This window comes from Streptomyces sp. NPDC102406 (assembly GCF_044765725.1).
In the GTDB taxonomy this organism is placed as follows: Bacteria; Actinomycetota; Actinomycetes; order Streptomycetales; family Streptomycetaceae; genus Streptomyces.
This window is the reverse complement of record NZ_JBIWKP010000005.1, coordinates 307,099-326,929: the sequence shown is the minus strand read 5'-3', so window position 1 is coordinate 326,929 and position 19,831 is coordinate 307,099. Positions and strand designations below refer to the sequence as shown.

16 protein-coding genes are annotated in these 19,831 nt (G+C 68.5%); 2 read left to right on the top strand and 14 right to left on the bottom strand.

What is annotated here, in order from left to right; all coding sequences use genetic code 11:
* Positions 1-59 precede the first annotated feature (59 nt).
* The 3 genes from ACIRF8_RS22660 to ACIRF8_RS22650 form a co-directional block, all read right to left on the bottom strand.
* Positions 60-434 (bottom strand): DUF6113 family protein, encoded by a 375-nt coding sequence (locus ACIRF8_RS22660; protein ID WP_404217526.1) that lies wholly within the window; start codon positions 432-434, stop codon positions 60-62.
* A 71-nt stretch (positions 435-505) separates the two neighbouring features.
* Complete coding sequence (gene mshB, locus ACIRF8_RS22655) at positions 506-1,414, bottom strand: N-acetyl-1-D-myo-inositol-2-amino-2-deoxy-alpha-D-glucopyranoside deacetylase (RefSeq protein ID WP_404217244.1); 909 nt, start codon at positions 1,412-1,414, stop codon at positions 506-508.
* Between the two features lie 30 nt (positions 1,415-1,444).
* Entirely contained in the window at positions 1,445-1,639 is a 195-nt protein-coding gene (locus tag ACIRF8_RS22650) for a hypothetical protein (RefSeq protein WP_404217243.1), read from the bottom strand.
* Positions 1,640-1,812: 173 nt separating this feature from the next.
* On the opposite strand from ACIRF8_RS22650, the gene ACIRF8_RS22645 reads away from it, so the two are divergent.
* Positions 1,813-3,963 (top strand): prolyl oligopeptidase family serine peptidase, encoded by a 2,151-nt coding sequence (locus ACIRF8_RS22645; RefSeq protein WP_404217242.1) that lies wholly within the window; start codon positions 1,813-1,815, stop codon positions 3,961-3,963.
* A gap of 127 nt (positions 3,964-4,090) precedes the next feature.
* On the opposite strand, the gene ACIRF8_RS22640 is transcribed toward ACIRF8_RS22645, so the two are convergent.
* The 5 genes from ACIRF8_RS22640 to ACIRF8_RS22620 are packed head-to-tail and all read right to left on the bottom strand — an operon-like array spanning position 4,091 to position 9,833.
* Positions 4,091-5,251 carry an ABC transporter ATP-binding protein gene (locus tag ACIRF8_RS22640; protein ID WP_404217240.1) on the bottom strand — a complete coding sequence of 387 codons (1,161 nt, stop codon included), beginning with the start codon at positions 5,249-5,251 and terminating at the stop codon, positions 4,091-4,093.
* The gene (locus ACIRF8_RS22635) at positions 5,238-6,221 is read right to left on the bottom strand and encodes an ABC transporter ATP-binding protein (protein ID WP_404217239.1); all 984 of its coding nucleotides are present in this window, start codon (positions 6,219-6,221) and stop codon (positions 5,238-5,240) included. Before ACIRF8_RS22635 ends, ACIRF8_RS22640 begins: the two co-directional genes overlap by 14 nt.
* Positions 6,222-6,226: 5 nt before the next feature.
* Entirely contained in the window at positions 6,227-7,249 is a 1,023-nt protein-coding gene (locus ACIRF8_RS22630; protein WP_404217238.1) for an ABC transporter permease, read from the bottom strand.
* Positions 7,242-8,165 (bottom strand): ABC transporter permease, encoded by a 924-nt coding sequence (locus ACIRF8_RS22625; RefSeq protein WP_404217237.1) that lies wholly within the window; start codon positions 8,163-8,165, stop codon positions 7,242-7,244. Before ACIRF8_RS22625 ends, ACIRF8_RS22630 begins: the two co-directional genes overlap by 8 nt.
* Before the next feature lie 30 nt (positions 8,166-8,195).
* The gene (locus ACIRF8_RS22620; protein ID WP_404217236.1) at positions 8,196-9,833 is read right to left on the bottom strand and encodes an ABC transporter substrate-binding protein; all 1,638 of its coding nucleotides are present in this window, start codon (positions 9,831-9,833) and stop codon (positions 8,196-8,198) included.
* Positions 9,834-9,975: 142 nt separating this feature from the next.
* Between ACIRF8_RS22620 and ACIRF8_RS22615 the strand changes: the two genes are divergently transcribed.
* Positions 9,976-10,698 (top strand): class I SAM-dependent methyltransferase, encoded by a 723-nt coding sequence (locus ACIRF8_RS22615; RefSeq protein WP_404217235.1) that lies wholly within the window; start codon positions 9,976-9,978, stop codon positions 10,696-10,698.
* A gap of 133 nt (positions 10,699-10,831) precedes the next feature.
* Here the strand turns inward: ACIRF8_RS22615 and ACIRF8_RS22610 are convergent, their stop codons facing one another.
* The 6 genes from ACIRF8_RS22610 to typA form a co-directional block, all read right to left on the bottom strand.
* Positions 10,832-11,950, bottom strand: coding sequence for an ABC transporter ATP-binding protein (locus tag ACIRF8_RS22610; RefSeq protein WP_404217234.1), 1,119 nt, complete (start codon positions 11,948-11,950; stop codon positions 10,832-10,834).
* Positions 11,951-11,977: 27 nt separating this feature from the next.
* Positions 11,978-13,039, bottom strand: coding sequence for an ABC transporter ATP-binding protein (locus tag ACIRF8_RS22605; RefSeq protein ID WP_404217233.1), 1,062 nt, complete (start codon positions 13,037-13,039; stop codon positions 11,978-11,980).
* Positions 13,040-13,049: 10 nt separating this feature from the next.
* Positions 13,050-14,027, bottom strand: coding sequence for an ABC transporter permease (locus ACIRF8_RS22600; protein WP_404217232.1), 978 nt, complete (start codon positions 14,025-14,027; stop codon positions 13,050-13,052).
* Positions 14,028-14,139: 112 nt separating this feature from the next.
* The gene (locus ACIRF8_RS22595) at positions 14,140-15,936 is read right to left on the bottom strand and encodes an ABC transporter substrate-binding protein (RefSeq protein ID WP_404217231.1); all 1,797 of its coding nucleotides are present in this window, start codon (positions 15,934-15,936) and stop codon (positions 14,140-14,142) included.
* A 107-nt stretch (positions 15,937-16,043) separates the two neighbouring features.
* A complete protein-coding gene (locus ACIRF8_RS22590) occupies positions 16,044-17,075 on the bottom strand; it encodes an ABC transporter permease (RefSeq protein WP_404217230.1) in 1,032 nt (343 codons plus the stop codon).
* Between the two features lie 785 nt (positions 17,076-17,860).
* Entirely contained in the window at positions 17,861-19,768 is a 1,908-nt protein-coding gene (gene typA, locus ACIRF8_RS22585; protein ID WP_404217229.1) for a translational GTPase TypA, read from the bottom strand.
* Positions 19,769-19,831: the final 63 nt, after the last annotated feature.

Here is a 19,831-nt window from a genome sequence, read left to right as displayed (position 1 = left end):
GGTGTGACGGATGGTGAATCCCGTGCGGGACACGGCGCATGGTGGCCGCAAGTGCGACGTCACTTCCCAAGTCGGGCGGCGGAGGCGGGCGGTTGCCGCGAAAGTCCGAGGGTGGCACACATCACAGCGACGGCCATGCCACCGATGAGGAAGAGGTAGGAGCCGAGTCCCGCGCCGAACAGGAAGTCGCCCTCGGGACGGGTCGCCGTGAGCAGGATGACCGCGACGAGCCAGCCCGCAGCGGGCGCCAGGGCCCCGGATCTGCCCCCGGTCAGCCACACCCCGCCGTGGAAGAGACCGGCCGTGCCGAGCAGTGCGAGCAGCAACCCGCCCGGGAACCAGCCGCCTTGGAGCAGCGCGCCCGCGACGCCGACGAGGGCGCCGAGCACGAACAGGACGAGGAACGCGGCGGCCCTGGCGGGGGTGAGCGACATGCTGAAGGGGAGGTCGACCTGGGGTGCCGCGGCCTTGCCGCTCGTGGCGCCGCCGGTCTTTTCGCTGCTCATCACGCGCGTTCTCCCTCGATGCCCTCGAACAGGTCCTTCTCGTACGTCGATCCGGGCTCGCCCCGCACCAACTCGTAGTACTCGGTGTCGAACAGGGGCTGCGCGAGCCCGTTCGAGAGCGCGAATACCCGGAAACCGCCGGTTTCCCCGCCGACGGTGACCTGGGTCGCGTGCGCGGCCATCGCGGCCGCCTTGCGTGCGGCGTGGGGCCCTCCGTCGATCTCGGCGGTGATCCGCTCGTCGTCGACGACGCCGGGGACGTCGCAGACGGCGGCGGCGACGGTGAAGGGCGTGCGGTGCAGTTCGTCCGCCAGTACGCGGAAACGTTCCTCGGCGACCGTGCGGGGCACCCGGTTCCAGTAGATCTTGGCGATGGTGTGGGCGGCGCCGAGGTCGCGCCGGAAGGCCGGTTCGGCGGCGAGGTCGGCGGCGCGCATGGCGACGCGGTGCGCCTGGATGTGGTCGGGGTGGCCGTAGCCGCCGTCCGGGTCGTAGGTGACGAGGACCTGCGGTCTGACCTCGCGGATCACGGCGACCAGATGGGCCGCCGCGTCGTCGAGGTCGGCCGACCAGAACGCCTGCGGGCGCTCGTTCTGCTCGGCGCCCATCATTCCGGAGTCGCGGTAGCGGCCGGGGCCGCCGAGGAAGCGGTGGTCGGTGACGCCCAGCTCCTTCATGGCGGCGGCCAGTTCACCGATGCGGTGCGGGCCGAGCAGATCCTCACGGTCCGGGGCGAGATGGGCCAGTTCGTCCGGAATGACCTCGCCCTCTTCGCCGAGGGTGCAGGTCACGAGCGTGACGTGGGCGCCGTCGGCGGCGTACTTGGCCATCGTGGCGCCGTTGTTGATCGACTCGTCGTCGGGGTGCGCGTGCACGAGGAGCAGACGCCGACCAGGCAGTTCCGTCATGCCCCCAGCCTAGAACCCGCGCCCCTCCCGTCAGAACTTGATGCCGCTGATCATGCCCGCCACGTTCGTCGTCAGCTCCTGGATCGTGGGGGCGATGGAGGAACTCGCCAGATAGAAGCCGAGGAGCACGCAGACCACCGCGTGTCCGGCCTTCAGACCGGACTTCTTGACCAGGATGAAGACGATGATCGCGAACAGCACCACGGCCGAGATCGAGAGTGCCACAGCGGTCCCTCCTCCAAAGTGATCGATCGCCGACGGATGTCCCCTGTTGGATACCCACACAGCGCTACTGATCATAACTATCCGTCGCCCCGCATGAGTCGTCATGCCGGAGCATCGGGGGCGGGCGGGAGCGCGTGGGGGCGCATGGTCGACTCGCGCCCTAGTCTTCGGGGATGACCAAAGAGAGCGGCGACGGCGCCGGGCCCGGTAGTGGGAACGAGACGTATTCCTTTCCTCGTCAGCACGCGCGTACGCAGCGCTTCACGTCCGGCGCCCCGCGCGCTTTCACGGTGTCGCCGGACGGGGAGCGCGTCGTCTTCCTGCGCTCCGGCGCGGGCACCGACCGGGCGAACGCCCTGTGGGTCCTCGATGTGGCGAGCGGTCAGGAGCGGGTGGCCGCGGACCCGTCGACGCTGCTCGGCGGCTCGTCGGAGCGGTTGTCGGCCGAGGAGCGGGCCCGGCGCGAGCGCAGCCGGGAGGGCGGCGCGGGCATCGTGGGGTACGCGACGGACGGCGCGGCCGAGCTGGCGGCGTTCGCCCTGTCGGGCCGCCTGTTCGCGGCGGAGCTGAGGGCGGGCACGGCCCGTGAGCTCCCGGTGCGCGGGCCGGTGCTGGACCCGCGCCCGGCTCCGGACGGCCGGCACGTCGCGTATGTGGCACGGGGCGCGCTGCGGGTCGTCGGCGCTCAGGGCGAGGACGACCGGGTTCTCGCCGCCCCCGAGTCGGAGACGGTGACGTACGGGCTCGCGGAGTTCATCGCGGCCGAGGAGATGTCGCGGTACCGGGGTTTTTGGTGGTCGCCCGATTCGCGGCGGCTGCTCGTGGCCCGCGCCGACGACGCGGACGTGCGGCGCTGGTTCATCGCCGATCCGGCGCACCCGGACCGCGAGCCGGTGCGCACCGCCTATCCGGCGGCCGGGACGCCCAACGCCGAGGTGCGGCTGTTCGCGTACGGCCTCGACGGCAGCCGGACCGAGATCAACTGGAACCGGTCGGCCTACCCGTACCTGGCCCGCGTCCACTGGTCGGCGGACGGCGCCCCTCTGATCCTCGTACAGGCCCGTGACCAGCTCAGCGCGTTGTACCTGGCCGTGAACCCGGACGACGGTTCGACGCGGATGGTGCACGCCGACGAGGACGACCAGTGGCTGGAGCTGTTCCCGGGAGTGCCGTGCTGGTCGCCGAGCGGGCAGCTCGTGCGGATCGCCGACGAGGGCGGGGCGCGGGTCCTCGCGGTCGGTGAACGCCTGTTGACAGGGCCGCAGTTGCACGTGCGGTCCGTGCTCGACGTCGGCGACGGCGACGTCCTGGTCTCGGCTTCGGCGGGCGCCGACGCGGCGGCCCCGGAGACCGGCGAGATCCATGTCTACCGCGTCAACGAACTGGGCGTGGAGCGCCTCACCACCGAGCCCGGCGTGCACACGGCCGCCCGCTCGGGCAACGTCACGGTGCTGGTCTCCGCCACCCTCGGCTCCCCCGGCGCGCGGGTGCGCGTGGAGCGCGACGGCAAGCAGGTCGCCGAGATCGCCTCGCACGCCGAGCGCCCGCTGCTCTCCCCGCGCGTGACGCTGACGGAGGCCGACGGTATCCCGTGTGCGGTCCTGCTCCCTTCCTCGTACGCGGAGGGGGACGGCCCGCTGCCGGTGCTGCTCGACCCCTACGGCGGCCCGCACGGGCAGCGCGTCGTGGCGGCGCACAACGCGCATCTGACCTCGCAGTGGTTCGCCGACCAGGGCTTCGCGGTCATCGTCGCGGACGGCCGGGGCACGCCCGGCATCTCGCCCGGCCGCGAGAAGTCGATCCGCGGTGACTTCACGCTGACGCTCGACGACCAGGTGAGCGCCCTGCACGCGCTGGCCGGCCGCTTCCCCCTCGACCTGTCCAAGGTGGCGATGCGCGGCTGGAGCTACGGCGGCTACCTCTCCGCGCTGGCCGTGCTGAAGCGGCCCGACGTCTTCCACGCGGGTGTCGCGGGCGCGCCGGTGACGGACTGGCGGCTGTACGACACGCACTACACGGAGCGGTACCTGGGCGATCCCGGCACGTCCCCGGCGACGTACGCGGCGAACTCGCTGGTGACGGACGACGGGCTCGCGGAGCCGGCCGGGCAGCACCGGCCGCTGCTCATCGTGCACGGGCTCGCCGACGACAACGTGGTCGTGGCGCACGCCCTGCGGCTCAGTTCGGCCCTGCTCGCGGACGGCCGCCCGCACGAGGTGCTGCCGCTGTCAGGGGTGACCCACATGACGCCGCAGGAGCAGGTCGCGGAGAATCTGCTGCTGCTCCAGGTGGACTTCCTGAAGCGGTCCCTGGGCCTGGGCTGAACGGCGACCGGGCCGGGGCGACCTGCGCCCCGGCCCGGCCAACGGCACCCGCACGGCCGTACGCGGATCATCCTGGCGCGTCCGTGTGGCGGCGCTGCGTCCGCGGAGTTGCACGCTTGTAAAGGCATTACTGCTCGGTGGGCACGACCTGCTTCTCCTCGGCGAAGTGGCAGGCCGAGGGGTGCTGCGCCGGGCCCGCGTCGCCGAGGCGGAAGACGGCCGGGACGGCGAGCAGCGGGACCTCGTCGGCGCAGCGCTGCTGGGCCTTCCAGCAGCGGGTGCGGAAGCGGCAGCCGGAGGGCGGGTTGGCGGGCGAGGGCACGTCGCCGGTGAGGATGATGCGTTCGCGGTGCTCGCGCGCGGCCGGGTCGGGGACGGGTACGGCCGACAGGAGCGCCTGCGTGTAGGGGTGCGTCGGATGCTCGTAGATCTCCTCGTCGGAGCCGATCTCCACGATGCGGCCCAGGTACATCACGCCGACCCGGTCGGAGATGTGGCGCACGATCGAGAGGTCGTGGGCGATGAAGACGTAGGAGAGGTCGAACTCGTTCTGGAGCCGGTCCAGGAGGTTGATCACCTGGGCCTGCACGGAGACGTCGAGCGCGGAGACGGGTTCGTCGGCGACGATGATCTCGGGGCGCAGCGCGAGGCCGCGGGCGATGCCGATGCGCTGGCGCTGGCCGCCGGAGAACTGGTGCGGGTAGCGGTTGATGTACTCGGGGTTGAGGCCGACCACGTCGAGGAGGTCCTGGACGCGCTTCCTGCGGTCGCCCTTCGGCGCGACCTCGGGGTGGATCTCGTAGGGCTCCCCGATGATGTCGCCCACCGTCATACGCGGGTTGAGGGAGGTGTACGGGTCCTGGAACACCATCTGGATGTTGCGGCGCACGGCCTTCAGGGCGCGGCCCGAGAGGCGGGTGATGTCCTCGCCCTTGTACTTGATGACGCCGGCCGTGGGGCGTTCCAGGTTCACCAGCATCTTGGCGACGGTCGACTTGCCGCAGCCGGACTCCCCCACGATGCCGAGGGTCTCACCGTGTCCGAGGTCGAAGTCGACGCCGTCGACGGCCTTGACCGCGCCGACCTGCTTCTTGATGAGGACGCCCTGGGTGAGGGGGTAGTGCTTGACCAGCCCCCGTACCTCCAGGAGGGGTTCGTGTCCGGACTCCGAGCCGTTCTTCGCGAACGCGGACTCGGCCTGCGCCTGGTGGAGGAGGTGTTCGGCGATCCGGCCCTCGCGTCGGAGATCGCCTTTGCTGACGTGCGAGCCGCCCTCAGCGTGAGGCATCGATCGTCTCCTTCCAGAAGTGGCAGGCGCTGCGACGGTCATCGGAGACGCGGTAGAGCGGCGGGACGTCCGTGCGGCACACGTCCTGGACCATCGGGCAGCGCGGATGGAAGGCGCAGCCGGGCGGGATGTGCATGAGGTTCGGTGGCAGGCCCTTGATGGCGAAGAGTTCCTGCCCCTTCTGGTCCAGGCGCGGGATCGATTCGAGGAGGCCCTTGGTGTACGGATGGGCGGGCGCCCGGTAGATCTCGTGGACGGGGGCGTGCTCGACGATGCGGCCCGCGTACATCACGGCGATCTTGTCGGCGACGTCGGCGACGACGCCGAGGTCATGGGTGATGAGGATGAGCCCCATGTTGAGTTCGCGCTGCAATTCGGCGAGCAGGTCCATGACCTGGGCCTGCACGGTCACGTCGAGGGCGGTGGTGGGCTCGTCGGCGATGATCAGGTCGGGTTCCAGGGCGAGCGCCATCGCGATCATGATGCGTTGGCGCATACCGCCGGAGAACTGGTGCGGGTACTGCCCGACGCGCTCCTTCGCCGCCGGGATGCGGACCCGGTCCATCAGCTCGACGGCCTTGGCCTTGGCGTCCTTCCTGGACATCCCGCGGTGGACGGTGAACAGCTCGCCGATCTGGTCGCCCACGGAGAGGACCGGGTTGAGGGAGCTGAGGGCGTCCTGGAAGATCATGGCCATCTCGGCGCCGCGGACCTTCCTGCGCTCCTCCTCCTTGAGCCTCAGCAGGTCCCGGCCCTTGAAGAGGACCTCGCCGCCGGTGATGCGGCCGGGCGGGATGTCGAGGATGCCCATGATCGCCTGGGCGGTGACCGACTTGCCGGAGCCGGACTCGCCGAGCACGGCGAGGGTCTCGCCCGCGTCGACGGTGTAGTTGACGCCGTTCACGGCCTGGGCGATGCCGTCCCGGGTGCGGAACTCGACGTGCAGGTCGCGTACTTCGAGCAACGGCATGGGCGCTACCTCAGCTTCGGGTCGAGGGCGTCGCGCACCGCGTCGCCGAGCATGATGAACGCGAGGACCGTGAGGGCGAGGGCTCCGGCCGGCCACAGCAGCATGTGCGGGGCGTTGCGGATGTAGCCGGAGGCGGCCGAGATGTCGATGCCCCAGCTCACCGCCGGCGGTTTCAGACCGACACCGAGGTACGAGAGGGTCGCCTCCAGGGCGATGTACGTACCGAGGGCGATGGTCGCGACGACGATGACGGGCGCGACGGCGTTCGGGGCGATGTGGCGCAGCAGCATCCGGGAGTTGGAGGCGCCGAGCGCGCGGGCCGCCTGCACGTAGTCGTTCTGCTTGGCGGTGATGACCGAGCCGCGGGCGATGCGGGAGATCTGCGGCCAGCCGAGCAGCACCATGAAGCCGATGACGGGCCAGACGGTGTTGCTGGTGACGACCGACAGCAGGACGAGGCCGCCGAGGACGACGGGGATCGCGAAGAAGATGTCGGTGATGCGGGAGAGGACCGCGTCCCAGAACCCGCCGAAGAACCCGGCGAGTCCGCCGAGGACCGAGCCGAGCAGCGAGACGCCGATCGTGGCGCAGACGCCGACGGTGATGGAGTTGCGGGCGCCGTACACGGTGCGGGTGTAGACGTCGCAGCCCTGGCCGTCGAAGCCGAAGGGGTGGCCCGGCTGGGAGCTCTGCTGGCGCTTGGACAGGTCGCAGGAGAGCGGGTTGCCGGAGGCGATGAGCTGCGGCCAGATCGAGATGACCACCAGGAAGAGGATGACCAGGGCCGAGATGATGAAGACGGGGTTGCGGCGCAGGTCGCGCCAGGCGTCGGACCACAGGCTGCGGGGCTTGCCCGCGGGGCCGCCGGGCCCGACGGCCGGTCCCTCGATGAGCGCGCCCTCGCTCGTGGCGAGGTCCATCGCGCCGCCCATGCCGGTCGCGGCGATGGCACCGTCCTCGGGTACGCGCCCGCCTCCGGACGCTCCGGGCCGCCCGGCGGGGGGCTCTGGCGCTTGCGGTTCAGGCATAGCGGATCCTCGGGTCGAGTACGGCGTACAGGAGGTCGACGATCAGGTTCACCGCGAGGAAGACCAGGACGAGGATGGTCACGAAACCGACCACGGTCTGGGTGTTCTGCCGCAGGATGCCCTGGTAGAGCTGGAAGCCGACGCCGTGGATGTTGAAGATGCGCTCGGTGACGATGGCGCCGCCCATCAGCGCGCCGACGTCGGCGCCGATGAAGGTGACGACGGGGATGAGGGAGTTGCGCAGCAGGTGCCGGGTGATGACACGGCGTCTGGGCAGGCCCTTGGCGATGGCGGTGCGCACGTAGTCGGCCCGTTTGTTCTCGGCGATGGAGGTCCGCGTCAGGCGGGTCACGTAGGCGAGGGAGACGGAGGCGAGGACGAGGCCGGGCACGATCAGTTCGCCGAAGGACGCCTCCGTGGACACGGCCGGGTTGATCCAGCCCCATTGCACGCCGAGCAGCAGTTGCAGGAGCAGACCGGTGACGAACGTCGGGACGGAGATGACGACGAGGGTCAGCAGCAGCACGCCGGTGTCGACGGGGTGGCCGCGCCTGAGGCCGGTGACGACACCGAGCGTGATGCCGACGACGATCTCGAAGAGGATCGCCACGATGGTGAGGCGGATGGTGACCGGGAACGCGGTCGACATCAGCTCGGTGACCTTCTGGCCGTTGAACGCGGTGCCGAAGTCACCGGTGAAGACGTTCCCCATGTACGTCAGGTATTGCTGCCACACGGGCTTGTCGAGGCCGAACTCCTTGGAGAGCTGGGCCTTCGTGGCGGGGTCGCAGGCCTTGTCGCCGCACAGCCCCGCGATGGGGTCGCCCATCACGTTGACCATGAGGAAGATGAGCAGCGTGGCCCCGATGAAGACCGGGATCATCTGCAACAGCCGCCGGATCACATACCGTCCCATCGCGGGCTCCGTCCCTGGCGTCCGTGTCGGTCAGTTGACCTTGATCTCGTTGTAGACGGGGACGCTGAACGGGTTGAGCGTCACATCGGAGACCTTGTCCGAGTAGCCGGCGCTGCCGTTCTGGTACCAGAGCGGGATGGCCGCCATGTTGTCCCGGACGACCTCCTGGGCCTGCTGGAACGTCTTGACCGCCTTGGCCTGGTCGGGTTCGGCGTTGGCCTTGTCGACGAGGGAGTCGAACTCCTTGTTGGACCAGTGGCCATCGTTGGACGAGGCGTTGGTGTAGTACAGCGGCTGGAGGAAGTTCTGGATGAGCGGGTAGTCCATCTGCCAGCCGGCGCGGAAGGGGCCTGTCATCTTCTTGTCGGTGATCTTGTTGCGGAAGTCGGCGAAGGTGCCGGTGGGGCTGGCGACGCAGGCCCTGTCGTTGTCGAGGGCGTTGTTGATGGAGTTGCAGACGGCGTCGACCCACTCCTTGTGGCTGCCGGTGTCGGCGTTGTAGCCGATCCTCACCTGGCCGCCTGGGATGCCGCCGCCCTCCTTGACCAGCTTCTTCGCCTCGTCGGGCTTGTACTCGCAGAACTCGCCGCACAGCCCGGCCTTGTAGCCGCCGTCCTTGCCGAGCACCGGGGACGTCCAGTCGGTGGCCGGGGTGCGGGTCTTCTCGAAGATCGACTCGGTGATCTGCTTGCGGTTGATCGCCATGGACAGGCCCTTGCGGACCTTGTCGCTGTCCGCCTTGTTCCACGCCGCGTCGTAGAACGGGAAGGCGAGGGTCTGGATGATGCCGGCCGGGGTGTTGATGTACCGGCCGTTCAGGTCGCTGTCCGCGTTGCCGAGCTGGGAGGCGGGCACGTCGTCGACGAGGTCGAGGTTGCCCGCGGTCAGGTCGGTGTAGGCGGTGTTGTTGTCGGTGTAGACCTTGAGGTCGACGCCGCCGTTCTCCGCCTTGTCGTCACCCGGGTACTTGTCCCACTTGCGCAGGGACATCTGTGAGCCCTTCTGGTACGACCGCACGGTGTACGGACCGTTGCCGACGGGCTTGCTCACATAGCTGTCGTGGTCGTCGAAGAACATCTTGGGCAGCGGCGCGAAGGCGGCGTAGCCGAGCGTGTCGGGCCAGGTCGAGAACTTCTGGTTGAGCTTGACCGTGAAGGTGCGGTCGCCGGTGACCTTGAGGCCGGAGAGGGTGTCGGCGCTCTGCTTGCCCGAGTCCGGGTGCACCTTGTCGTAGCCCTCGATGTAGCCGAAGAAGTACGCGTTCTTCTGGTTGTTCTTCAGGCTCGCGCCGTAGTTCCAGGCGTCCACGAAGGACTTGGCGGTGACCTTCTCGCCGTTGGAGAACGTCCACCCGTCCTTAATGGTGATCTTGTAGTTCGTCTGGTCGGACGTCTCGATCTTCTCCGCCAGCATGTCCTTGGCGGCGCCCGTCTTCGGGTCGTACCGCTTCAGACCGCGGAAGATCATGTCCAGGACCTTGCCGCCCTGCACCTCGTTGGTGTTCGCGGGCTCCAACGGGTTCTGCGGGTCGCCCCAGGAGGACCGGACCACACCCGAGCCGTCCCCACCGCCGCCACCGCCGCTGTCGCCGCCGCCCCCGCAGGCCGTCGCCGCCAGGGCTACGACGACCGCGACAGCGGTCCATTTGGCGTGCGTGGCTCCACGCATGGAGTGCCTCCTCATACCGGCTCGTACTGATCACGTGTCACGTACGCCTAAATATCGGCCCAACACGGACATAGCGCACTCTGAGGACGGCCTTACGGGAAAACCCCTGGCGGGCCCGCCGACCGGGCACGATGATCGGCCGGTGCCCGATCACGCCTACACCGACGCCCGGCTCGCCGCCCTCTACGACGCCCTGAACCCGTGGGGCCCCGGCGACGACTTCTACCTGGACCTGATCCGCGGAGCCGGTTCCGTGCTCGATGTGGGCTGCGGGACGGGGGCGCTGCTGATCCGGGCGCGGCAGGAGGGGCACCCGGGGCGGCTGTGCGGGCTCGACCCGGCGGCGGCCATGCTGGGCGTCGCGCGGCGCCGGACGGATGTGGAGTGGGTGCACGGCACGCTGTCCTCGCCGGACCGCCCCGACGGCCCGTTCGACCTGGTCGTGATGGCCGGGCACGCGTTCCAGGTCCTGGTGGACGACACCGAGATCCGTACGTTCCTCGCGGCGGTGCGGGGGCTGCTCGCGCCCGGGGGGCGGTTCGCGTTCGAGACGCGCAATCCTGCGGCGCGGGCGTGGGAGGGGTGGACCCCGGCGCGGGCCGTCCAGGTGGACGGGGTGCGGGTGGCGCACGAGGTCGTGGACGGCTTCGACGGACGGACCGTCACCTTCGACACGACCTTCGGCGGGGCGGGCCGGGACGGGGGCGAGGTCAGCCGCAGTACCCTCCGGTTCGTCGCGGAGGCGGGGCTGGACGCTTTCCTGGCGGGGGCCGGGCTGAGTGTGCAGGCGCGCTACGGCGACTGGGACCGCTCCCCACTGACGGCTTCCAGCCCGGAGATCATCAGCGTGTGCCAGGCGGACTGAGCATCGGCCGCGGCCCGATGGGGGCTGGTCGCGCGGTTCCCACGCACGCACCCCACCCGGCAGACGCGAAAAGGCGTGGGCCCGGCCCGGTGGAATCACCTGGCCGGGCCCACACCCCGCTAAAGCGACGGAGTCACTCGTCGCCCTCCAGCGCACGAAGCGCCGGGTCGAGGACGATGTCCTCCGCGCGGGCCTCGATGGACGGCTCCTCGGGGAAGTGGCAGGCCGTCAGGTGCCCGGGCTTGCTGCCCGCGATCTGCACGAGCGGCGGCTCCTCCGTGGCGCACTTGTCCTGCGCCTTCCAGCACCGGGTACGGAACCGGCAGCCGGACGGCGGCGCGATCGGCGAGGGCACATCGCCCTGGAGGCGGATGCGCTCCTTCTTGTTCACGTCGATGTCCGCCTCCGGCACGGCCGACATCAGCGCGTGCGTGTACGGGTGACGGGGACGCTGGTAGAGCGAGTCGCGGTCCGCGATCTCCATGATCTTGCCGAGGTACATCACCGCGACGCGCTGCGAGAAGTGCCGCACGATCGCCAGGTCGTGGGCGATGAAGACGAACGCGATGCCCATCTCCCGCTGCACCTTCTGGAGCAGGTTGATGACCTGGGCCTGGATGGAGACGTCGAGCGCCGAGACCGGCTCGTCGGCGACGATCAGCTTCGGTTCGAGGGCCACGGCCCGGGCGACGCCGATGCGCTGACGCTGGCCGCCGGAGAACTCGTGCGGGAAGCGGTTGTAGTGCTCCGGGCTGAGACCGACGATCTCCAGGAGCTCGCGGACCCGCTGCTCACGGCCGCCGGGCGGGTTGATCCCGTTGATCTCCATCGGGCCGGAGATGATCGAGCCGACCGTCTGCCGCGGGTTCAGCGACGCGTACGGGTCCTGGAAGATCATCTGGATCTCGGACCTGATGGGCGCGAGCTGCTTGCGGCTGGCGTGGCTGATGTCCTGGCCGTTGTACGTGACGGTGCCCGCGGTGGGCTCGTACAGGCGGGTCAGGAGACGGCCCGTCGTCGACTTGCCGCAGCCGGACTCGCCGACCAGGCCCAGGCTCTCGCCCGGGTAGACCTCGAAGTCCACGCCGTCGACGGCCTTGACCGCGCCGACGGTGCGCCGGATCGGGAAGCCGCCCTTGATCGGGAAGTGCTTCTGCAGGCCCTCGGCCTTCAGCAGCGGGGCGGTGGAGCCGTCGCGCTGTCCGGGGATCGCGTCGGCGACCGCCGTGGTGCTGTTGTTCTTGTCGCTCATGGTTCTGCCCCAGTCGCCGGTCTCTGCTCAGCCCAGCCGGGGCTGAATCGTCTCGATGAACACCTGTTGCTTCTCTGCCGCCGTCAGGTGGCAGGCGGAGCCCCGCCCGACCGGGAGGACCGGCCGCTCGCCCGAGCAGCGGTTCCCCGACACCTTGTCGGTGAAGGTGCAGCGCGGGTGGAACGGGCAGCCCGTGGGCGGGTTGAGCAGCGAGGGCGGCGAGCCGGGGATCGGCAGCAGCGGCGCGTCGACGTCCGAGGAGAGCCGCGGCATCGAGCTCAGCAGCCCCCAGGTGTAGGGGTGTTCGGGCGACTTCAGCACCTCGCGGGTGGAGCCCCGCTCGACGGCCCGGCCCGCGTACATCACGAGGATGTCGTCGGCCATGTTCGCGACCACACCCAGGTCGTGGGTGATCATGATGATCGCGGAGCCGAACTCCTGCTGAAGGTCCTTGAGCAGGTCGAGGATCTGCGCCTGCACGGTCACGTCGAGCGCGGTGGTCGGCTCGTCCGCGATGAGCAGTTCCGGGTTGCAGGCCAGCGACATCGCGATCATGGCGCGCTGGCGCATACCGCCGGAGAACTGGTGCGGGTAGTCGTCGACGCGCTGCTTGGGGTGCGGGATGCCGACCTTGCCGAGCATCTCGATGGCCCGGTCCCGGGCCTCCTTCTTGCTGGCGCCGGTGTGCTTGCTGTACGGCTCGGCGATCTGCCGGCCCACCGTGTAGTACGGCGAGAGCGCGGTCAGCGAGTCCTGGAAGATCATCGCCATCTTGTTGCCGCGGAGCTTCTCCAGCTCGTGCTCGGTGGCGGTGAGCAGTTCCTTGCCGTCGAGGACGATCTCGCCCTCGATGGTGGTGGTCAGCGGGTTGTGCAGGCCGAGCACGGACAGGTTGGTGACCGACTTGCCGGAGCCCGACTCACCGACGATACCGAGCGTCTTGCCGCGCTCGAGGTCGAAGGAGAGGCCGTCCACCGCCTTGACGGCGCCGTCCTCGGTGGAGAACTGCACCCGCAGGTCGCGTACCGAGAGGAACGCCTGGGAGCCGGACGGAGCCGGGGCGTCCTCGGTCTTGGTGAGTGTGGTCACGGGGGTTCTCCTAGGACAGGCGCACGCGCGGGTCGATCACGGCGTACATGGCGTCCACGACGACATTGCAGATGATGATGAAGGCAGCACTGATGATCATGACGCCCATGAGGACCGGCAGGTCCTTCAGGACGACCGAGTCACGGGCGAGGCGGCCGAAGCCGGCCAGGCCGAAGGTGAGTTCGGTGACCATGCCGCCACTGAGCAGGGCGCCGATGTCCATGCCCAGGATGGTGATGATCGGGATGATCGAGCCACGCCAGGCGTAGCGGAAGAAGACGTACCGGCTGCTCATGCCCTTCGCCTTGGCCGCCCGCACGTGTTCTTCCTGGAGCTGCTCGATCATCGAGGAGCGGGACAGACGCGTGTAGTTGGCCGTGAAGATCGTCGCCATGACCAGCCACGGGATCAGCAGCCCCATGAACCAGCCGGTCGGATCCTCGGAGATGGGCACGTACTTGGGCTTGTCGAGCCAGCCCGTGCTGTAGACGAAGATGCCGAGCACGATCGGGCCGAGGAAGTAGATCTGGAACGAGCTGAGCACCAGCGAGCCGCCGCTGAAGGTCTTGTCCAGCCAGGTGCCGCGGAAGCGGGCGGCCATCAGGCCGGCGCCGAGACCCACGACCAGGAAGACGATGAGGCCGCCGAAGGTCAGCGAGAGGGTCAGCGGGAGGCGGTCCATGATGGTGTCCCACACCATCTGGTTGTTGCGGAACGAGACGCCGAAGCACGGCGCGTCGCAGTGTCCCACCGCGAAGTCACGTCCGGCGAAGATGCCGCTCAGGTAGTGCCAGTACTGCACCGGCACCGGGTCATCGAGCCCGAGGTTCTTGTGAATGATGTCGAGCGCGGCCGGAGTGCAGTTCTTGCCGCACGCGAGTGTCGCCGGGTCCTGTGGGATGGCGAAGTACATGAAGAACGTGAAGGCGCTGATCAGCAGAAGGATGAGTGCTGCGCCAGACGCCCGGCGTATGAGGAATCGAAGCATGGCAGGAAGCTGCTCTCAGGACGGCGGCGGTGGGAGGCCAGGAGGGGGGACCGGCGGGGCCGGGGATGAGGGCTCCGCCGCGCCCTCACCCCCGGCAACTGCCTGTGGCTGCTTACTTCTTGAGGTAGATCGTGGTCGGGTCGGTGTAGCTGACCACCTGGCCGTAGCGCAGGCCGCCCACGTTCGAACCGGCGATCTGGAACACCTTGGTGTAGTAGATCGGAGCAGCCGGGTTGATCTTCTCGGAGATGTACTTCGAGAGCTTCGCGTACTCGGTGGCGCGCTGGTCGGCATCCGCGATCTTCTGGATGCGGGCGAGCTCGGAGTTCACGTGCTTGTCGTTGGTGTGCGAGTAGTTGTTGGACCCGTCCTGGATGGAGTTGCCGTCGAAGGACGGCGGGAAGACGGTGTTGCCGTCCGCCCAGTCCTGACCCCAACCGGTCATGTAGAGGTCCATGCCGTTCTTGACCTTGCCCATCTGCTCATACCAGGTGGCGTTGTCGACTTCCTTCTTCTGGATGTCGAGGCCGATCTTGTCCAACTGGTTGATGATGAGGTTGGCCTGCGTGGTGCGGACCGGGGTGTTGGCGTACGCGTAGACGAGCTTCTTGCCCTCGGCGCCCGCCTCCTTGATCAGCTTCTTCGCCTTGGCGATGTCACCGTTGGGCTTCTTCACGCGGTTGAACGGGTCGTACGCCTTGTCGTAACCGGGCGTGGTCGGCGACATCAGCGACGTGGCCGCGTCACCGCCGTAGGCACCACCGTCGGCACGGGCGGCCGAGGTGGCCGGCAGCGCCAGGGCGATGGCGTCGCGGATGCGCTTGTCCTTGACGCGGTCCATGTTGAAGTTGAGCTGCCACACGTACGGGGCGTAGCCCTGGATCGTGCGCTTCATCACGGCCTTGTCGGACGTGACCTTCTGGAGCTGGGTGGCGTCGATCTGGCCGGTGAACATGATGGCGTTCTTGGCGGCGCCGCGGTCGGCCAGGATCGTCTTGGTCTGGTCGGCCTTGTCATGGTTGAACTCGATGTTCCAGCCGTCGACGTAGGCGTGGCGCAGCGGGTCCGTCTTCTCGTCCCAGTTGCTGTTGCGCACCAGGGTGAGGGACTTGCCCGACTTGTAGGAGCCGACCTTGTACGGGCCGGTGGCGACCGGCGACTGGTCGTACTTCTGCTTGGTGTCCGTCTTCTCGGGCACGACGGAGTAGGCGGCCATGGCGAGCGCCTGCGGCACGTCGGTGTGCGCCTCAAGGAAGTGGAACGTGATGGTCTTGTCGTCCGGCGTGGCCAGGACCGAGTCGGGCAGGTGCTTGCCCTTGTACGGGCCCTGGTAGGCCTTGCGGTACTTGGTGCCGGCGCCGGAGAGCCACTGCTGGATGTACGTCGGGCCGTCCGTCATGAACGGGTCGTACATGCGCTCGATGCTGTGGCGTATGTCGGCCGACGTGATGACGTGGCCGTTCTGGTCCTTGACGCCTTCCTTCAGCGTGAAGGTCCAGGTCTTGCCACCCTCGGAGGACTTGCCCGGGTCGGTGGCGAGGTCGCCGACGACCGTCTGGTTGCCCTTGTCGTCCTCGGTGTACGTGGTCAGGCCACGGTAGAGGAGCTTGCTGAGCAGACCGGCGTCGGAGACGTAGATCTGGCCCGGGTCCAGGTGCGAGAAGTCGCTCTCCTGGTAGACCTGGACGGTGCCGCCCTTCTTGGCACCGGCAACCGCCTTGGCGGGGCCGACCGAGTCCTGGGCGGTGCCCATGGTGACCGGCTTGGCCTGCGCGAGCGCGTCTTCCTGGGACTTGCCCACCGGCTTGTTGCTGCTCTTGCTGCCGCTGCTGCAGCCGGTCAGCGCGAGGGCGCCGACAGCCGCCGCGGCGACCGTTGCCTGCGCCGTGCGCGATCGAAGGATGCTCATGGAGTCGAGTCCACCTGCCTGTGAGTAGTGATCCTGCGGTGCTGCCTGGCGCATCCGGCCTTGGTCGTCCGGCGCCCGGGTGGCAGCTTCCCCTGGGTGACGCTGGTTCAGCGTCCGGTCTTGGGATCGAAGGCGTCCCGGACCGAGTCACCCAGGAGGTTGAACGCCACGACGAAGACGACCATGGCGACACCCGGGAAGAACATGTAGGTCGGGTCCTGCTCGTAGATGTTCGCGGCTGTGGCGAACATCAGTCCCCAGTCCGGGGTGGGGTCCTGGTAGCCCACGCCGACGAAGGAGAGGAAGGCGACCGAGAGGATGGTGCTGGGGAGCAGGTACGTGCCCTGCACGATGATCGGCGTGACCAGGTTGGGCAGCAGCTCCTTGCGGATGATCCGCCAGGGCGAGGCGCCCGCGACCTTGGCCGCCTCCACGAACTCCCGCTCGCGCAGGGAGAGGGTGACGGCGCGGATCAGACGCGCCAGGCTCATCCAGGTCAGCAGCCACATCACGCCGGTGATGGCGAGGAAGCGGACGTAGGTCGGCGTCTCCTCGTCGGGCGCGACGAACACCGTGACGATGACGGGCATCACCGCGACCATGAAGAGCTGGTTGGGCAGGGCCAGCATGAAGTCGATGAGCCGGCCGAGCCAGTAGTCGATCTTGCCGCCGAAGTAGCCCGCCGTCAGACCGATGACGATGCCGATGAGCACCATGCCGATGGTGGCGAGCAGGGCGGTGAACAGCGAGGTCCTGATGCCGTAGAGCAGGTACGCGAGCACGTCGCGGCCGTAGTTCGGGTCGATGCCGAACCAGTGCTCGGGCGACATACCGCCGTTGGGCCCGGCGGGCAGGTTGAACTCGTTGAGCAGCGTGGGGTCGTCCTGGCCGTAGAAGGTGTACGGGTCCTTGCCGTACAGCTTCGTGATGACCGGGGCGAGCGCGGCTATGAGGAAGAAGAGAAGGACGATGCAGGCGGACACGATGCCCGTCTTGTCCCGCTTGAAGCGGCGCCACATCAACTGTCCGGGGCTGCGCCCCGCCAGCTTCTTGGGCTCCTTCGCGTCACCCTGCGGCGCGCTCTCTTTGTCCAAGACGGAAGAGGTTACGGCGCCCTCAATCTCGATTGGACTCGTCATGATTCGTCCATTTCACAGGTGTTGGAGGTCGTCGGCCGGGTATCCGGGAGATCCGACGGCCTTCGCACGGCGTACGTCATTCGAAGCGCGCGATGGGAACAACGACTGGGGTGAACCCACCCCTGAGGAACCCTGGCCCGCGGCCGGCCTCGGCCGGTTCCGTGGACCGAGTCGTCAAAAGCGTTCGCGACGCTGGATCGTTACCTCGTCCACCACGGGGACGGTCTTGAACGTGCCCGCGGGACCTACACCTGCCATCGGGGACGACGCGACCCATATGGCGCTTGTGGCACCTCGCATGGGTTCCTCCTCATGAGTCCACTTTGTTCACTACAAGTGGGGGCACATGTCACCTGGCCGACACCCCTGACGGCGTAGGTTCAAGTGCCCCAGTGTGCTCGCGAGTCGGCGCTCCCCACAGCGCGTGACCCATTGACCCGAGCTCTACGCCGTCAACTATTAGCCACGCGGCCCGCGCCGACCACACCCTTTTGGTCTCGGTTCGATCACACCTGATGCGTACATTGCCCAAAATCCGGACAAACAGATCCGAGATAGAGGGACACGAAACGGACGTGTTACATATCTATCGACCACCGGCGTCCGGATAGCGGACACCGGCGTGGACTTAATCACTTGCGCACCGACAGGTTTTGACCCTTTGTTGGGCGGCGCCTGACGTTCCCCGCTGTCAATCCGCGTAGACAGGGGCAGATTAGCGCCAACGCGAAGGGCCCGGCACCCCCTTCGGGGTACCGGGCCCAGCCGCGTCAGCGGGGGGTGCGTCAGCCGTGCTTGGCGCGCGAGGCGGAGCGACCGCGCTCCTTCTGGTCCAGGACGACCTTGCGGATGCGGACGGCCTCCGGGGTCACCTCGACGCACTCGTCGTCGCGGCAGAACTCCAGGGACTGCTCCAGGGACAGCTTGCGGGGCGGGACGATCGCCTCGAAGGAGTCGGCGGAGGAGGAGCGCATGTTGGTGAGCTTCTTCTCCTTGGTGATGTTCACGTCCATGTCGTCGGCGCGCGAGTTCTCACCGACGATCATGCCCTCGTACACCTCGGTGCCGGGCTCGACGAACAGCACGCCGCGCTCCTGGAGGTTGGTCATCGCGAAGCCCGTGACGGCGCCCGCGCGGTCCGCGACGAGCGAGCCGTTGTTGCGGGTCGTCAGCGTGCCGAACCAGGGCTCGTGGCCCTCGTGGATGGAGTGGGCGATGCCCGTGCCGCGGGTGCTCGTCAGGAACTCCGTGCGGAAGCCGATGAGGCCGCGCGACGGCACGACGAACTCCATGCGGACCCAGCCGGAGCCGTGGTTCGACATGTTGTCCATACGGCCCTTGCGGACGCCCATGAGCTGCGTGACGGCGCCCATGTGCTCCTCGGGGACGTCGACCGTCAGGCGCTCGACGGGCTCGTGCACCTTGCCGTCGACCTCCTTGGTGACGACCTGCGGCTTGCCGACGGTCAGCTCGTAGCCCTCGCGGCGCATCTGCTCGACCAGGATGGCCAGCGCCAGCTCACCGCGGCCCTGCACCTCCCAGGCGTCCGGGCGCTCGGTGTCCAGGACACGGAGGCTGACGTTACCGATCAGCTCGCGGTCCAGGCGGTCCTTGACCTGGCGGGCGGTGACCTTGCGGTCCTTGACGGCGGACTTGGCGGCGGCGCCCTTGCCCGTGCCACCGCGGCCGACGAGCGGCGAGGTGTTGGTGCCGATGGTCATGGAGATGGCCGGCTGGTCGACCGTGATCAGCGGCAGCGCGACCGGGTTCTCCGGGTCGGCGAGGGTCTCGCCGATCATGATGTCCGGGATACCGGCGACGGCGCAGATGTCACCGGGGCCCGCCATCTCGGCGGGCTTGCGGGTGAGCGCCTCGGTCATCATCAGCTCGGTGATGCGCACGTTCTGGATCGTGCCGTCGCGCTTGATCCAGGCCACGGTCTGGCCCTTGCGCAGCTCGCCCTGCTCGACACGCAGGAGCGCGATACGGCCGAGGAAGTTGTCGGCGTCCAGGTTGGTGACGTGCGCCTGGAGGGGGGCCTCCTCGTCGTACGTCGGGGCCGGGACGTGCTCCAGAATCGTGGAGAAGAACGGCTCCAGGCTGGTGGAGTCCGCCGGGACCGTGCCGTCCTCCGGCTTGGTCAGCGACGCGATGCCGTCACGGCCGCACGCGTAGACGATCGGGAACTCGATCTGGTCCTCGTCGGCGTCCAGGTCGAGGAAGAGGTCGTACGTCTCGTTGACGACCTCGTCGATACGCGAGTCGGGACGGTCCGTCTTGTTGATGCACAGGATGACGGGCAGCCGCTGCTGGAGCGCCTTGCGCAGCACGAAGCGGGTCTGCGGGAGGGGACCCTCGGAGGCGTCCACGAGCAGGACGACCGCGTCGACCATCGACAGACCGCGCTCGACCTCGCCACCGAAGTCGGCGTGGCCGGGGGTGTCGATGATGTTGATCGTGATGACCTCGCCGCCGTCCTTGGGGTGATACTTCACCGCCGTGTTCTTGGCGAGGATCGTGATGCCCTTCTCACGCTCCAGGTCATTCGAGTCCATCATGCGATCGTCGAGGGACTCGGCGGCGTGCGCGGCGAACGAGCCCGCCTGCTTGAGCATGGCGTCGACGATGGTCGTCTTGCCGTGGTCGACGTGGGCGACGATAGCGACGTTTCGGATGTCGTGGCGCGTGGCCATATTGCGGCGTACTCCCGGAATAGGTGACGGCTGCGCGTACATCAGTGATACGCGCGCCCTGCC

Excerpts from the sequence above, each read along its gene's own strand:
- ACIRF8_RS22660 (WP_404217526.1), bottom strand. The coding sequence starts at position 434 with ATGTCGCTCACCCCCGCCAGGGCCGCCGCGTTCCTCGTCCTGTTCGTG.
- mshB (WP_404217244.1), bottom strand. The coding sequence starts at position 1,414 with ATGACGGAACTGCCTGGTCGGCGTCTGCTCCTCGTGCACGCGCACCCC.
- ACIRF8_RS22645 (WP_404217242.1), top strand. The coding sequence starts at position 1,813 with ATGACCAAAGAGAGCGGCGACGGCGCCGGGCCCGGTAGTGGGAACGAG.
- ACIRF8_RS22640 (WP_404217240.1), bottom strand. The coding sequence starts at position 5,251 with ATGCCTCACGCTGAGGGCGGCTCGCACGTCAGCAAAGGCGATCTCCGA.
- ACIRF8_RS22635 (WP_404217239.1), bottom strand. The coding sequence starts at position 6,221 with ATGCCGTTGCTCGAAGTACGCGACCTGCACGTCGAGTTCCGCACCCGG.
- ACIRF8_RS22630 (WP_404217238.1), bottom strand. The coding sequence starts at position 7,249 with ATGCCTGAACCGCAAGCGCCAGAGCCCCCCGCCGGGCGGCCCGGAGCG.
- ACIRF8_RS22625 (WP_404217237.1), bottom strand. The coding sequence starts at position 8,165 with ATGGGACGGTATGTGATCCGGCGGCTGTTGCAGATGATCCCGGTCTTC.
- ACIRF8_RS22620 (WP_404217236.1), bottom strand. The coding sequence starts at position 9,833 with ATGCGTGGAGCCACGCACGCCAAATGGACCGCTGTCGCGGTCGTCGTA.
- ACIRF8_RS22610 (WP_404217234.1), bottom strand. The coding sequence starts at position 11,950 with ATGAGCGACAAGAACAACAGCACCACGGCGGTCGCCGACGCGATCCCC.
- ACIRF8_RS22600 (WP_404217232.1), bottom strand. The coding sequence starts at position 14,027 with ATGCTTCGATTCCTCATACGCCGGGCGTCTGGCGCAGCACTCATCCTT.
- ACIRF8_RS22595 (WP_404217231.1), bottom strand. The coding sequence starts at position 15,936 with ATGAGCATCCTTCGATCGCGCACGGCGCAGGCAACGGTCGCCGCGGCG.
- ACIRF8_RS22590 (WP_404217230.1), bottom strand. The coding sequence starts at position 17,075 with ATGACGAGTCCAATCGAGATTGAGGGCGCCGTAACCTCTTCCGTCTTG.
- typA (WP_404217229.1), bottom strand. The coding sequence starts at position 19,768 with ATGGCCACGCGCCACGACATCCGAAACGTCGCTATCGTCGCCCACGTC.